The 14,485-nt window shown below is 73.5% G+C and carries 11 protein-coding genes; 4 read left to right on the top strand and 7 right to left on the bottom strand.

Annotated elements, in window-relative coordinates; translation table 11 throughout:
* The first annotated feature begins 147 nt into the window (after positions 1 to 147).
* The 3 genes from PV963_RS34640 (at position 148) to PV963_RS34630 (ending at position 4,809) form a co-directional block, all read left to right on the top strand.
* Positions 148 to 2,148, top strand: coding sequence for a serine/threonine-protein kinase (locus PV963_RS34640; RefSeq protein ID WP_274820406.1), 2,001 nt, complete (start codon positions 148 to 150; stop codon positions 2,146 to 2,148).
* A gap of 151 nt (positions 2,149 to 2,299) precedes the next feature.
* A complete protein-coding gene (locus PV963_RS34635) occupies positions 2,300 to 3,139 on the top strand; it encodes an FHA domain-containing protein (protein WP_274820405.1) in 840 nt (279 codons plus the stop codon).
* 2 nt (positions 3,140 to 3,141) lie between these two features.
* Positions 3,142 to 4,809 carry a hypothetical protein gene (locus tag PV963_RS34630; protein ID WP_274820404.1) on the top strand — a complete coding sequence of 556 codons (1,668 nt, stop codon included), beginning with the start codon at positions 3,142 to 3,144 and terminating at the stop codon, positions 4,807 to 4,809.
* Between the two features lie 20 nt (positions 4,810 to 4,829).
* Here the strand turns inward: PV963_RS34630 and PV963_RS34625 are convergent, their stop codons facing one another.
* The 5 genes from PV963_RS34625 to PV963_RS34605 all read right to left on the bottom strand — a co-directional run bounded on the left by PV963_RS34625 (position 4,830) and on the right by PV963_RS34605 (position 11,257).
* The gene (locus PV963_RS34625) at positions 4,830 to 5,774 is read right to left on the bottom strand and encodes a tetratricopeptide repeat protein (RefSeq protein WP_274820403.1); all 945 of its coding nucleotides are present in this window, start codon (positions 5,772 to 5,774) and stop codon (positions 4,830 to 4,832) included.
* Between the two features lie 67 nt (positions 5,775 to 5,841).
* Positions 5,842 to 8,346: an Hsp70 family protein gene (locus tag PV963_RS34620; RefSeq protein WP_274820402.1), complete on the bottom strand. Its 2,505-nt coding sequence runs from the start codon at positions 8,344 to 8,346 to the stop codon at positions 5,842 to 5,844.
* Positions 8,347 to 8,367: 21 nt separating this feature from the next.
* On the bottom strand, positions 8,368 to 8,895 hold the full coding sequence (locus PV963_RS34615) for a hypothetical protein (RefSeq protein ID WP_274820401.1): 528 nt from the start codon (positions 8,893 to 8,895) through the stop codon (positions 8,368 to 8,370).
* Positions 8,892 to 10,163: a hypothetical protein gene (locus tag PV963_RS34610; protein ID WP_274820400.1), complete on the bottom strand. Its 1,272-nt coding sequence runs from the start codon at positions 10,161 to 10,163 to the stop codon at positions 8,892 to 8,894. Before PV963_RS34610 ends, PV963_RS34615 begins: the two co-directional genes overlap by 4 nt.
* Positions 10,160 to 11,257, bottom strand: coding sequence for a serine/threonine-protein kinase (locus tag PV963_RS34605; RefSeq protein WP_274820399.1), 1,098 nt, complete (start codon positions 11,255 to 11,257; stop codon positions 10,160 to 10,162). Before PV963_RS34605 ends, PV963_RS34610 begins: the two co-directional genes overlap by 4 nt.
* Positions 11,258 to 11,492: 235 nt before the next feature.
* Between PV963_RS34605 and PV963_RS34600 the strand changes: the two genes are divergently transcribed.
* The gene (locus PV963_RS34600) at positions 11,493 to 12,947 is read left to right on the top strand and encodes a serine/threonine-protein kinase (protein ID WP_274820398.1); all 1,455 of its coding nucleotides are present in this window, start codon (positions 11,493 to 11,495) and stop codon (positions 12,945 to 12,947) included.
* On the opposite strand, the gene PV963_RS34595 is transcribed toward PV963_RS34600, so the two are convergent.
* Together PV963_RS34595 and PV963_RS34590 are read right to left on the bottom strand one after the other, a co-directional pair.
* A complete protein-coding gene (locus PV963_RS34595; protein ID WP_274820397.1) occupies positions 12,934 to 13,632 on the bottom strand; it encodes a class I SAM-dependent methyltransferase in 699 nt (232 codons plus the stop codon). The two genes, PV963_RS34600 and PV963_RS34595, sit on opposite strands and share 14 nt — an antisense overlap.
* A gap of 135 nt (positions 13,633 to 13,767) precedes the next feature.
* Positions 13,768 to 14,448 carry a response regulator gene (locus tag PV963_RS34590; protein WP_274820396.1) on the bottom strand — a complete coding sequence of 227 codons (681 nt, stop codon included), beginning with the start codon at positions 14,446 to 14,448 and terminating at the stop codon, positions 13,768 to 13,770.
* Positions 14,449 to 14,485 lie beyond the last annotated feature (37 nt).

Below are 14,485 nucleotides of genomic sequence, written 5' to 3'. Positions count from 1 at the left end.
CACGGGCCCCGGGCGGGAGGGGCGCATGCGTGCGGCTGATGGAGGCTCTGGGGAGACTGTGAGTAACGTCTCCTGTACGCAGTAGGTTCGCCTTACGCGCGCGTGGGTGTCGCGCGCGTTCTGGGCCGATGCGAGGGGGAGAAGAACGTGCGTCCCGGAGACGAGTTCGCCGGCCGCTATGTCCTCAAGGAGGTCATCGGCGCAGGCCGCGGCGGCGACGTGTGGCTGGCCCACGACACGGTGGTGGGGCAGGACGTCGCGCTGAAGCCGGAGCGGGTGGAGGGCGACCGCGAGACCGCGGTACGGCGGCTGCTGGGCGAGCCGCGTGCGCTGGCCAAGTTCCGTGATCATCCCCATGTCGTGACGCTGTTCGATGTCGTCACGGTGCCGCCGGACGGTGACACGGGCGGCGACGGCGGCGGGGACGTGGGCGAGACGTACTGGTTCGTCATGGAGTACGTGCCCGGCGGCGGCCTCGACCGGCAGCCGCCCATGAGCCCCGAGCGCGTGGCCCGGATCGGGGCCCAACTCGCCGACGCGCTGGCCGCGTTGCACGAGGCCGGCATCGTCCACTGCGACCTCAAGCCGGCCAACGTCGGCCTCACCAAGCGCGGTGCCGCGAAGCTGCTGGACTTCGGTGCCGCCTACCGGGCCGGCGGCAGCGAGACCATCACGGCCAACGGGCCCTACAGCTTCACCCCGGACTACGCCGCCCCCGAGCTGGCCCGGGGAAACGTCCCCCGGCCCGCCTCCGACGTGTTCTGCCTGGCCGCCACCCTCTACGCCCTGGTCACCGGCTCCCCGCCGCGCGGCGGGGAGCCGGAGGCGGACGGTGACGAGGCACGGGCCGCCGGGGAGGACCAGGAGCGTCTGACCTACTGGAAGGCCGAGCAGGGCGTCGTCGAGATGGACGCCGATGCGGTGGGCCCGCTCCACCTCGTGCTCGGCGCCATGCTGCGGCGCGACCCGCGGCAACGCCCCGACGCGGCCGAGGCCGGGCGGCTTCTGGCGGCCGTGGCGGACCACGGGACGGCGGACCCGGACGGCCGGCCCGCCGCGCCCGGCGGCGGGCGCCCGCGGCGGCGACGCCGTGTCCTGCTCGCGGCTGCCCTCGGCGTCGGCGTCGCGATCGTCCTGGGTCTCGTCGCCCTTCCCGGGAACGGCGACGAGCGCGGTGGCGGCGGGAACGGCACGCCTGGGGCAGCCGGGAGGCAGCTGCCGAAGGACTCCTCGAACGGGGGGACGCGGGCCCTGATCGGTGATCCGCGCACCGCCGACGTGTGCGCCATGGCCGACCCCGACGCGCTCGACCGGTTCGGGGAGAGCGAGGTCGACGTCGACTACGGCAACTTCGACCGCTGCGACGTGCTCGTCCACCCGGACGACAGGTCCCGTATCGACGTGTCGGTCCAGCTGCGCAGGGGCTCGCCGCCCGAGGCGTCGGACCCCGTCCGGACCATCGGGGGCATCGCCGTCCGGGAGGCACCGCCGAAGCAGGGCGAGTGCGGGCTGCTGCTGTCCCGGGACGCGGCCGGCAGCGGCAGCGGAGGAGGAGGCAACAGCAGAGACAACACCGGCGGCGACATGTTCGTAGGGGTCCGTGTCGACGTGGGTCACGGCACGGTGGCGGGCGGTGCCGCGGCGCTGTGCGCGGTCGCCGACACCGCCGCCCGCAGCGCCGCCGAGGTCCTCAACCGCGGCCCGCTCCCCCGCCGTTCCCCGCCCTACCCGGCCGCCTCGCTGGTCTGGACGAGCGCCTGCGCGCTGCTCGACGCCGAGGCGCTGTCCGTCGTCCCCGGCATCAAGGCCGACGTGCCGGAGGCCGGTGTCGCGGACTGGGACTGCGAGTGGTTCAGCGACGTCGACGATCTGGAGGCGGAGATCGCCTTCTTCCGCGACGAGCCCAAGTCCGGGCGGGACGGCCGCGTCGTCCGGCTCAGCGGCTACGACGCCGTCGTCGAGCCGGAGGGCAACGGCGACGACACCTGCACGGTCTTCGTCCCGTACCGCGAGTACGGCGGCCGTGACGCCGAGACGGCCGTCGAGATGCTGCGGCTGCACGTCGGCGGGCAGCGGCCCATCGGCGAACTGTGCCACCTGACCACCGAGCTCGCCGCCTCCGCGGCCGCGAAGCTGCGCGCCCGCTGACACCCCACAGCAGCGACCGGCCGGCCACGGGGAGGGGTCCCGAGCAGGTCGGCCCATGCTGACGGACACGTCCGGCAGGGCCCACCCGCGCCGGGGCCGCACCGTGTCGATTCCGTACGAGTCGCACGCCCACGCACCGAGGAGACCAGCGATGACCTTCTCCGCCAGCCTCGCGCGCGGTGTCGCGCCCACCGCGCCCGGAACCCTGCACGCGCGCACGGTCACCGCTGACCTGTGCGCCCCGCCGCGTCCGGGACTGACCGTCCGCTTCGGCCGGGGCGAGCGCCCGGACGTGGACCTGGAGGTCGGCGTGGACGACCTGCGGGTGAGCCGCCGGCACGGGGAGCTGACGTACCTGCACGGGCAGTGGTGGCTGCGCAACACCGGGCGGCAGCTGGTGCGCCTGCCACGCGGCCGGATGATGCACACCACCACCGAGCCGGTCCCCCTCACCACCGGCTACACGCCGCTGTTCGTGAAGGGCTCCGGCTACCGCGAGCACCTGATCGAGCTGTACGTGGCCGACCACGACGACCAGGGGCCGGTGTCGCGCCGCCGGGCCGCGACGCTGCGGCCGGAGACCTGGGCGCTGGACGACGACGAACGGCTGCTGCTGGTCGTCCTCGGCCAGCGGTACCTGCTGTACGAGGAGGACCCGCGGCCCCTGACGTACTCCATGGCCGCCCGGCAGCTCGTCCATCTGCGTCCGGACGGCAACTGGACGGAACGCAGGATCGAGCACCGCATCGAGGTGGTACGCCACCGGCTGCACGGCACCGGCTTCAAGTACCCGCTGGTGCACGACAAGAGCGAGGAGCGGCGGCCCTACGACAACACCCTGCTGCACAACCTGCTCAAGGGGCTCGTCGAGTCGACCACGCTGGTGCCGCCGGACCTCAACCTGATGGACGACACCCCCGACACTCCCGACACCCCCGACGACCCCGGCACCCCTGGACTCCACGACGGGTCGCCCGCGGGGCAGCCGTAGCCATGGGCGGTGACGCGCCTGTCGTCCGGGAACGGCTGCGGGAGCTGAGCGGCCCGGAGCTCTACCGCCGCAACGCCTTCCGGGTGACCGGGGCGAGCACCTGCGCGGCCCGCCGTACGATCGTCCGGCGCCGGCAGCAGATCGCCACGGCCGCGAAGGCCGGGGTCGCCGTCGGCCCCGCCGGTGAGCTGCCGCTGCCCGGCGAAGCCGGGCCGGAGGAACTGCGCACGGCCTTCGACGTGCTCGACCATCCGCAGCGCCGGATCGTCGACGAGCTGTTCTGGCTCTGGGACGCTCCGGACACCGCGTGCCCGTGCGAGCCGGAGCTGCACCGGCAGCACGACGAGGCGGTCCGGGCGCATGCCCGGGCGCTCGACGCGGAGTTGGGCGGTGGCGAGGCACCGCGACGCCGGGCCGTGGGTGGGCCGAAACGCCCGGCCGGGAAGAAGAAGGGACGCGGCGGACCGCAGCGCCACGCCGAGCGGCCGGAGGACGGGTACTGGCAGACCGCGGCGCGGCTGTGGCGCAAGCTGCTCGGGCAGCGGGCGGTCTGGGCGCATCTGCGGCACCGGGTCGCCGCGCTCGACGACAAGCGGCTGACCGAGACCGCGGTGACGGTGCTCGAGGCCGAGGTGCGCCGCGTGCTGGTCTCGGCCGTCGCCGGTCTGGCCGCGCGCACGCAGGACCCGGCCCGGCTGGCCCGGTACTGCACGCAGTGGACCTGGACCGGGCGGGGGGTGCTCGGGGAGGCGCTGGAGGAGCAGTTGACCCCGTTGTACGAGTCGGCGGAGAGCGAGCTGCGCGAGACGGGGGAGAAACTCGCCGGCGCCTTCTCGGAACACGACCGCAAGACGGCCGCGACCTCCGCGGCCGGGTCACTGCGCGCCCGGGTCGTCCCGGTCGTGGAACGGCTCGACGCCTTCGCCGACTTCGGGATGTCGCTGGGCGTGGGCCAACTCTCCGACACCACCGCCCTGTTGCTCAACAACTGCGCGGTGGCCCTGTCCCCCGCATCGGACACGGCCCCGCCCGTCCGGGAGAGCTTCGACCTGCTGGACCTGGCGCTGCGGCTGCAGCCGTACGAGGGGACGCGGCGGACGATCGAGCAGAACCGTGCGCGGCTGGACGAGGCCGGGGTCTGGTTCGACAAGGCCAAGCCGGCCTTCGATCCGGTCGTGAAGGCTCTGGAGACGGCCGCGCGGCAACTCGACCGGAACGACGCGGACGGTGCGGCGGGCACCCTGGGGGCCGCCACGCCGCTGCTGCACGAGCTGCGCCGCCTGGGCCGGGGCGCGCTCGCCGGGCTTCCCGACATCGCGGAGGCCGTCGACCGGCTCAGCGACTCCGCCGCGATCCTGTTCAACAACTGTGCGATCGCCCTGGCGCCCGGTGGCGGCAGTCGCGGTCTCCGGCTGCTGGACCTGGCCGAGGATTTCTGCACGACCCGGGAGACACGGGTGCGCATCACCGCGAACCGGCTGCTGCTCGACCAGGCGCGGGAAATGGGGCTGCGGTACGGGACCTCGTACGGTGTGCGGCCGCCGCGCAAGAGCTTGCGGACGCATCTGGAGGAGATCTACTACGGGGAGTCCCCCGTCGCCGCCAAGGTGTGGGCGTGGGTGGCGGTGCTGGTCATCATCGGACTGGTCGTGGTGTTCTTCGGCGGCTAGGGGACACCCCCCTAGCCGCGTCACTCGGGTGAGATGACGAGGGTGACCGTGCGGTTGCGGGCCGGGTCCGGGTAGGGGGCGTCGCGCTGGTCGGCGCTGTCCGTCGTGTACGCCGTGAGGGGTTCGCCGCTCGCGGCGCTGAGTTCGCGGGCGGCGACCAGGGCGCGCCACAGCGCGACGACGGAACCGCCGCTGTGCGGGGCGCCGGGGACGGTGGCCGCGTGGCCGTGCACGGTGACGGCCAGGTGCCGTCCGCCCAGCCGCTCACCGAGCAGGGCCAGTTGCCGGGCTCCCGCCGGGGTGAGCTGGGCGCCTTCGGAGAACAGCCCCTCGGCGAAGGCGACTTCGACCGTGTCACCGTGCACGGTGACGCGCAGTCCGGGGGCGCGCAGGTCGTGGGCGAGCGCGGCGGCACGACGGGCGGCGGCCGGGTCCTCCTGCTGCCCGGCGCCCTCGGTGCCGCTCGCGCCGGTGGCTCCGTCGCCGGGGTTCGGCCGGCCGCTTCCCGCCGTGGCGCTCGCGCCGGGGCTCTGCCCCGCCGCACGGTCGGTGTCGGCTCGGGCGGTGCGTGGTCCGTCCGGGGTGGTGACCACGCCGGCCACGACGGCGGTCACCACGCACGCCGCCGCGACCAGGGCCGTACGGGTGCGATGCCGGCCGAGCGCGGCCAACGGTCCCGTACGGCCGAGCCGGGCGAGTCCCGCCCTGGCCGCCGGGTCCTCCGGGTGCCGCGCAAGGACCCGCTGCCAGCACTGAGCCGCCTCGGCCGTCTCCCCGCGCTGCGCGTGCACCCGCGCCCGCAGGTCCAGCACGTCCCGGTGCGCCCCGAGTTCCGTGGTCTCGGCCTCCCGCAACAGCCGTAGGGCACCGCCCAGTTCCCCGGCCCGGGCGAGCCCCCGGGCCCGCGACACGAGCAGCACGACGTCGAGCGCGGTGTCGCTCTCCGCGCCGGCCTGGTCTCTCATGCTGTCGGTCCGCCCGTCCGTGCCCGTTCCCCGCATGTCGTCTCCCCTCCGGCCTCGCTCCCCCGGCTCACCGGCTCTCCTGCACCCCGCCGATCCGCCGCTCCTCGGAGACCCCCGGAGGGAGCAGGCGGCGCAGGCGCTGGTTGACGGCGGACAGGGCCGTGCGGTCGCCCGCGGCGACGGCTCGGCGGCCGTCGGCGATCGCGGCGTCCGCCTGGGCGCGGGAGGTCATCTCGTCGCGCAGCTCGACGAGGGAGTGGAAGACGAGGAAGTCCCACTGGTCGCTGCGGCGCAGCAGATCCACCTGGAAGTCCCGCACCCGGTCGGCGAGCCGGCGCAGTCCGGCCGGGCTGCCGTCCTCGCCGGCGCTGGTCGCGCGGGTGCGGAGGTTCTCCAGTTCGCGGCGTTCGGCCGGTCCGCCGCCGGTCTGTTCGATGAGGTCCTCGCAGTTGTTGAGGAGGTCCCACAGCTCGTGCTGGAGGCCGGGGATGTCGATGGCCTCCTCGACGTCGTCGAGCTGGGCCTCCAGGTCGCGGATGCGCCGGTCGCTCGTACCGGCCGCACCCGTGTCGACGGCCGCCGCGTCGACCTCCTTGCGCAGATGGACGAAGGCCTTGTCGCCGGACAGGTCGTCGAGCCGGGTCAGTGCCTGCTCGGAGTGCACCTCCTCGGCGCGTTCCCGCAGGGCGTGCGTGCGCTGCTCCAGGTCGTGCAGCCGGTCGACCAGCTCGTCGTGCGTGGGCGCCACCAGCTGGGAGCGGTCGATGGTCGCCTCGAACTGGGCGTCGGCGACGGGGATGTCGGCGGTGACGGTGACTTCCCGGTTCGTGGCGTTGATCTCGAAGGTCACCTCGACGGGCGTCTGCGCGGGCAGGTCGAAGCGGACGTCCCGGGGCCGGATCTCCAGCAGCCCGACCCGGGTGTTGCGGTCGGCGCGCCTGCGTTCGCCCTCCAGCAGCGGGATGCGGATGACGGCGTCCGGCTGGGAGCGGCGCAGCGGGATGGACGTCTCGAACGTCTTCGTGATGGAGGTCGGCAGGGCGGTGCCCTTGCGCAGCATCGGCGCGAAGGAGCCGTCGGCCTTGCCGATGCCGAGCGTGCTGGTGAGCACGGCGTCGCCGGGCAGCACCTGGGCGTGGGTGATCGACAGGGTGTCCGGGGCGAGCCGCTGCCGGGTGCCGGTGCCGTCGGAGAGTTCCACGGTGAACCGGGACCGGGTGCCGGAGTCGATGGTCACCTCGGTGTAGAAGGCGCCGTCGGGGGTGAGGGTGGTCCGCGGTCCCCGGAAGGGCGGGTGGCCGTCGGGGTTGGTGAGGGTGACGGTGTACCGGGTCCAGTCGGGCACGGCGGTGCCGCCGCTGATCCGGCCGGAGACGGGGATGCCGGTGGTCTCCAGGGACTGGGGTTCGTAGTGGAGTTCCACGGTGAACTCGCCCGGCGCCGCCGTGCGGGGCTTGCTCGGCATCCGCACCGTACGGGCGAAGACGGCGGCGCCGCGCGCCACCACGGTGGTCGGGTCCTGGGTGTGGTCGAGCTGGATGCCCAGGCCCTCCACCGGGTCGGCCAGCAGGTCGCGCAGCCCCGGGGCGAGGGTCGCCCCGCCGACGAGCAGCAGCCGGTCGATGTGGTCGGGCCGCAGCGAGCTCTCCGCGAGGGCGTCCCGGCAGAGCTTGATCGCGCGGGTGTAGAAGGGCTGGGCGAGGTCGTCGAGGGCGCCCCGGGTGAGGGTGAACTCGAAGGGGGTGGTGCCGCCTTCGCCGTCGGCGAGGTCGACGGCGATGTCGTAGGCGCCGCGCCGGGACAGCTCGATCTTGGCGTCCTCCGCGGCCAGTTTGAGCTTGGCGAAGTTGGCCCGCCAGCGCGGGTTGCGCCGGGCGAAGTCCGGCAGCCCGAGGTCGCGCCGGACGGCGGGGACGAGCAGGTCCTCCACGATGGCCCAGTCGATGAGTTTGCCGCCCAGGCGCGGGTCGCCGGCGTGCTGGAGCAGTTGCAGTTCACCGTCGCGCTTGCTCATCACGGCCGCGTCGAAGGTGCCGCCGCCCAGGTCGAACACCATCCAGTGGGTGGACTCCGAGGCGTCCTGCACGCCGTACGCGATGGCCGCGGCGGTCGGTTCCTGGACCAGGGGGCAGTGCTCGCCGAGCCCGGCGAGGGCCGCGGCGGCGGACGTGGCGCTGTTCTGGTGCAGCGCGAAGGAGGCGGGCACGGTGATCACGGCCGCTTCCGGCGGGCTGCCGGTGTCGTGCGCGGCGTCCTGTCGCAGGGACTTGAGCACCTCCGCGGAGAGCTGCTCGGGGGTGAGGGACAGCCCCGCGCGGGCGAACGGCCGGTGGTATCCGGCCACGCCCATCTCCAGCTTGAACTCGGCGTGGGCGTCGTCGGGCTGGGTGTCGGTGCGCTCACGGGCGCGGCGGCCCACGTGGATCACGTCCGGCTTGGGCATCCACACGGCGGACGGGGTGTAGTCCCAGCCGTCGTTGTTCTTGATGACGCGTACGCCGTCGTCGTCCGCCACCGCGATGGCGCTGTTGGTGGTGCCGAGGTCGATGCCGAAGTCGATGGTCTCGCGCATGGGGGTCGTCTCCTTGGTCGTTCACATGCCGGGTGCGGGCCGGCCGACGACGACCTGCCCCATCTGGATCCGCTCGCCGCGGTAGTAGACGCTGGGCCGGAGGGTCTCCAGCACCACCTCGTGGGTCAGGCCGGGTTCGTCCTGGAAGGCGAGGACTTCGAGGGACTGGCCGGGGTCGAAGGGCGCGCCGTCGTGTTCCTGGATCTCCAGTCCGCCGTCGGCGAGTGCCTGCCGGCCGGCCTGGATGTAGCGGCGCACCTGCCTGAGGTCCGCGGCCGACAGTTCGCCGGCGCGCTGGTTCAGCTTGCGCTGGGCGCGCCAGATGCCGGTGGCGGCGGCGAGCAGCGTGCCGGCGTCCGCGCCGTCCGGAGCGGGTTCCTGCGTGGCCGTCCCGACGTCGGCGAGCACGTCCGCGACCCAGTCGGCCTGGCCGGTGTCGAGGAACGGCGGCGGGACGCGGAACTCGGGCGGGTGCCGCAACTGGCCGAGGGCGGCGCGCACCCGGCTGCCACGGCCGGACCGGCCGCCCCGGCGTGAGGGGATGGTCATTTTCTCCTCCGTACGCTGCGTGCGGCGTCGGCGAAGGCCACCACCATCTGGACGAAGTAGCCGAGTACGCCGATGCCGCCGAGCCCGATGATGAGCACGGGGATGATGCCGTAGACCTGGATCAGGGCGGAGAGCGAGCCGCCGATGACGGCGAGCACCAGCAGGAACCCGAACCAGGGGAACCGCCGCCTGGCCCGCGCGGGGCGGCCGCCGGTGCCCGTGAGGTGGTCGTAGATCGTCTCCCAGTTCTCCTTCAGCCCGTCCGAGTCGCGGTCCGGGCCGATCTCGTACGCCTTCTCCGCGAGCCAGATCATCTCCTCGCGCCGGGAGGCGCTCGGCGGGCGGTGCACGGAGATGCCGAGGAGTTCCACCGCGAGGTTGTTCAGCCCGACGGCGACGACGTGGGCGATCTCGTCGTAGCGCCAGTCGGAGACGAACGGTCTGAGCGGCGCCATGTCCTCGAAGCCGGGCACGACCCGGTCGCGCAGGAGCAGGAACGCCTCGCGGTAGTGGGCGGCCTCGCGCTCCCGCTCCGCCGTCAGCAGGTCGCCGTGGATCTTCTCGTACGCCTCTTCCACCGCGCGCTCGAACAGCTCGGAGAACAGGCCTGCGAAGGGCGGGAACCCGGTCCAGGCCGAGCAGACGAACGTCAGGCGGTTCGCGGTGGCCTGGTCGGCGAAGAGCTGAGGGAAGGGGGACACGAGCAGCCGCGGCAGCCGGGCCAGGAGGTCGTCGGCCGCGTCCTCGTCGAGCCGGGGGTCCCCGAGCGCCCGGATCCGGTGCCGGACGTGCTGGCGCAGCGCCCCGTCCGCCAGCAGGTGGCCCCAGGCGGACACCACGTTCTCCCACATGGACGCCCGCTGCTCGACGGGCAGCCGCGACCGCCCGGTCTCCGCCTCCAGCACCCGGGCGTGCAGCAGCACGGCGGCGTCGTGCCATTCGTGCACGTCCGGGTCGCAGTCGCAGCCGGAGTCCGGGGTGCCCCACAGCCACAGCAGCTCGTCGACCATGCGCCGGCGCGGGTCCTGGAGGCCCTCGAAGGCGGCCCGTACCTCGTCCTTGCCGTAACCGCCGGGCGGGGCCACTTCCGGGGCTCCGGGCCAGCTGTCCTCGACGGCCAGCCGCGCCTCCAGCTTCTGCCGCTGCCGCCGCACGGCCGGTCCGCTCGCGCGGGTGGGCAGGCCGGTGACGGCGAAGACGTTCCTGCGGTACAGCTGTGTGCCCGCCAGTTCCTCGAAACGGTCGAACTCCCTCACCGGCGTGGTCACATGATCACCCCCCGGCGCCAGGTCATGAGCCGTGTCAGATGCCGCTCCCGCAGCAGCGGGTAGCGGCTGATGGTCTCCTCCAGCAAGTCGGCGGCCTCGCCGAGCCTGCCGGGCACCCGGGAGAGCGCGGTGGCCTCCCGGACCAGTGCGTCGGCGGTCTCGGCCGGCTCGGCCGTACCGGCCGTACCGGCGGCTTCGGGGCCGGGCGCCGGACGCAGGCCGGCCGCGCGGTCGGCGACGGCACGGGCGGTGGCGGGCCGCTCGGCCGGGTCGATCCGCAGCATGTCGGTGACCAGCCGGTCCAGCTCGGGTCCCACGTCGTCGTTGAAGGCGCGGGGCGGCTGCAACGGCCGGGTGAACCGCTCCAGGGAGAAGGACTGCACCGGGTCGCCGCCGTCGTACGGGAAGTGCCCGGTGAGCAGGAAGTACACGATGGTGCCCAGCGCCCAGACGTCCCCCGGGCACCCGTAGCCCTTGCCGCGGCGCAGCACCTCGGGCGGCATGTAGGCGACGGTGCCCTGGGCGCTGGCCGCCATGGTGCCCGGGTCGGTCTCCTTGGCCAGGCCGAAGTCGCTGACCTTCACGCGCAGCCCGGTCTCGTCGTAGGTGATGAGCACGTTGGCCAGGGACAGGTCGCGGTGGACGATGGGGTGCGGCCGCTCGTGGGCCACGGCGAGTCCCTCGGCGGCCTGCCGGAGCACGGCGGTCACCTCGCCGACGGGCACGACGCCCGAGTGGGACTCCATCAGCCGCTCCAGGCTGCCGCCCGCCACGTACTCCATGGTGATGTAGCCGCGCACGCCCTCGGAGGTCTGCACGGTGCCGGCGTCGAACACCCGGATGATGTTGGGGTGGCCCAGGGTGGACAGGATCCGGGCCTCGTCGAGCATCCGGGACGTGGCCTCCAGCGAGGCCACGTGCTTGAACAGCTTCAGGGCCTGCCAGCCGAGGATGTGGTGCCGCACCCGGTAGACCTCGGCGAAGGCGCCCTCCCCCAGCCGGCGGTCCACGACGAGCGCCGAGTTGATCCGCTGCCCCTGCCGGAGCAGGGCGCTGCCCACGCCCGTCGCCGTGTCCTGCGTGCGGTCGAGCACGGGCTCACGCACCTTCCCCACCGGTGAAACCACCCGCGACGTCGCCGGTCCACTCCGCCCCGTCCGCCCTGCGGCGGCGCGGGACGCCAGCGTAGGAAGCCCCCGCCGGGACCCCTCCCGACGACCGGGGCCGTGATCCGCCTCACTCCCGGCAGGGGTCGGTCCGGGGGCGGCGGTTATGGTGACCAGGGCGCATCAAGGCGCCCAAGACGGACAAGGTGGCGGAGGACACACGGTGTCGGACGAAGGGCGACTCGTCGCCGGGCGCTATCGGCTCGCCGAGCGGATCGGCCGGGGCGGCATGGGCACGGTGTGGCGCGCCGACGACGAGCTGCTGGGACGCCGGGTCGCCCTGAAGCAGCTGCACGAGCGGCCGCACCTGTCCGCCGACGAGCTCGGCACGCTGTACGAGCGCATGCGCCGTGAGGCCCGCAGCGCCGCGCGCGTCACGCATCCCAACGTGATCGTCGTGCACGACGTCGTGGAGGACGACGGCCGCCCCTGTGTCGTCATGGAGTACGTCCCCGGCCACACGCTCGGCGACCTCCTCCAGGACGGCCGGACCCTCCCGCCCCACGAGGCGGCCCGCGTCGGCCTGGCCATGGTGGGCGCCCTGCGCGCCGCGCACGCCGCCGGCGTGCTGCACCGCGACGTCAAGCCCGGCAACGTCCTCCTCGGCGAGGGCGACCGGGTCGTCCTCACCGACTTCGGCATCGCCATGACGGCCGGTTCGTCGACGCTGACCAGGACCGGCGAGATGGTCGGCTCCATCGACTACATGGCCCCGGAACGCGTCAGGGGCCTCACCCCCGGCCCGGCATCGGACCTGTGGGCCCTGGGCGCGACGCTGTACCAGACGCTGGAGGGCCGCCCCCCGTTCCGCCGCGCGACGGCGATGGAAACGGCCTACGCGATAGCCACGGACCCCTTGGACCCACCTCGCCGGTCCGGCCCGCTGGGCCCCCTCATAGAGTGCCTCCTGGCCAGGGACCCGGAGGTCCGCCCGTCCGCGGAGGAGACAGAACGTTCCCTCAGGGCAGTGGTGAACGACGCCCCAGGGGCGCGGGCTGTGTCGACAGGCGGCTCCGCCGCGGGGCGCGACCAGCCACGAACCACCCGCACCCGCCGACGCCGCATGACCACTGTCGCCGCGGCGCTGACAGCCACCCTGGCCGTGGGCACCACCATTTACACAACAGCCCCGAACCACACCGACAAACCGGACAACGACACAAGCCGCCCCGCCCCCACCCCCAAGGGCTACCACCGCGTCCACGAGGCAAAGCTCGGCGTCTCCTTCCCCATCCCGGACGACTGGACGCCCCGCAACCGCACAGCGGAACAGGTCACCTACGCCACCCCCTCCGGCCTGGCCGGCATCACCATCGGCACGGTCGACCCCGCAGGCCCGAACCCCGCCGACCACTTCGCCGAGATCGAGGCGAACACCAAGGTCAACTACCCGACCTACCGCCGGATCCGCATGCAGCGCACGACCTTCCGCGAACAGCCCGCCGCCATCTGGGAGTTCACCTTCCAGGGCCGGGCCCGCCCGTTCCGCGCCATCGACCTCGGCTACGGGCGCGAGGGCGGGCGCGAGTACGACATCTACCTCTCGGCGCCCGAGGAGCAGTGGGACACCTACCGCCCCGTCTTCGACAAGGTCAGGGACGGCTTCAGGACAGGCTGAAGAAGATCATGGGGTTGTCCCTGCTGTCCTTGACGGGATGCCCGAGGCCGAGGCGCCGCTTGGCGTCGTTCAGCCGGTGGTGGATCTCGGGCGCGTGCGCCCGGGACGCCGTGAAGTACCGGTTCCCCCGCTCGGCGAGCCAGCGCAGCACCACCGCCCCCTCGGTGAACGGCAGTGCCCGGCGACCGTGGAACACGTCGTGGACGCACACGGGTATGCCGGGCCGCATGAGCGGCAGCAGCTGCCGGACGTACCAGCGGGCGAAGCGCGCGGAGTGCGCGGCGTCGATGAACAGGAAGTCCGCCGTGTCGGGGACCTTCTCCAGGTTCTCCCGCACGTCCCCCTGGGTGAACGTCCAGCGTCCCTCGGCGAGTTGGCCGGGCACCTCGCGCAGGACGTGATCGACCACGTCGTACGAGTACAGATGGCCCGTGCCGTTGTCGCGCAGCGCGCGCAGGATCCAGGTGGTCGACCAGCCGTGGAACGTGCCGATCTCCACGACCGTCTGCGGCCGGGCCTCGCGCAGCAGCAGATAGGTGATCTCCGCCTCGAGGTCGTCGAGTTGGGCCTTCATCGCGTGGGGCGGTGCGAGCAGTGCGCGCTGTTCCTCGCGGACCCGGTCGAGATCGTCGGCGTAGGTGCGGTAGAGGCGGACGACGTGGTCGATGTCGAGGGGCTGGTGCATGTGGGCGCTCCGTGCGTACCGGTCCGTGGTCAGGGCGCGGTGACGGTAGGGCGCGGGACGTCGGCCGCACATCACACCCGGGTGCCAACCGCGGTGTGGCACCTGGGTATGACCCCTCGCCCGGGGCCTGCGGACTCAGCCGGTCGATCCGGGCACGACCAACCCCGACTCGTAGGCGAGGACCACCAGTTGGGCCCGGTCCCGGACACCCAGCTTGGCGATCAGCCGGGTCATGTGGGTCTTGACCGTCTGCTCGGCCACCACCAGCGTCCCGGCGATCTCCGTGTTGGACAGGCCCCGCGCGACCAGCCTCAGGACCTCCGTCTCCCGGGGTGTGAGGCCGTTCAGCCGCAGCCGGGCCTGCCGACCGGCCTGGGGGCGGCGCCGGGCCATGTCCTCGATGAGGCGGCGGGTGACGGACGGGGCGAGCAGGGCGTCACCGGCCGCGATCACCCGGACGGCCTGGACGAGTTCGGCGACCGGGGCGTCCTTGAGCAGGAAGCCGCTGGCGCCGGCCTGGAGGGTCTCGTAGACGTAGTCGTCGAGGTCGAAGGTGGTCAGCATGAGCACCTTGGGCCGGTGTGTCACGCCCGGCGGCGGGTCGAGCAGCCGCCGGGCCGCCTCGAGACCGTCCATCTCCGGCATCCGGATGTCCATCAACACCACGTCGGGGTGGGTGCTGCGGCAGACCTCCACCCCGCGCCGGCCGTCGGGCGCCTCCCCCACGACGTCGATGTCGCTCTGCGCGGACAGCAGCGCGGCGAATCCCGAGCGCACCATGTCCTGGTCGTCGACGACGACCACCCGTACGACCATGCTCACTTCTCCCGTTCCGGCACGCGAACCCGTGCGG

Source organism: Streptomyces coeruleorubidus (assembly GCF_028885415.1).
Taxonomy (GTDB): domain Bacteria; phylum Actinomycetota; class Actinomycetes; order Streptomycetales; family Streptomycetaceae; genus Streptomyces; species Streptomyces coeruleorubidus_A.
Note: the sequence above shows the minus strand (reverse complement) of the source record. Positions and strands in the feature narration are given on the sequence as shown.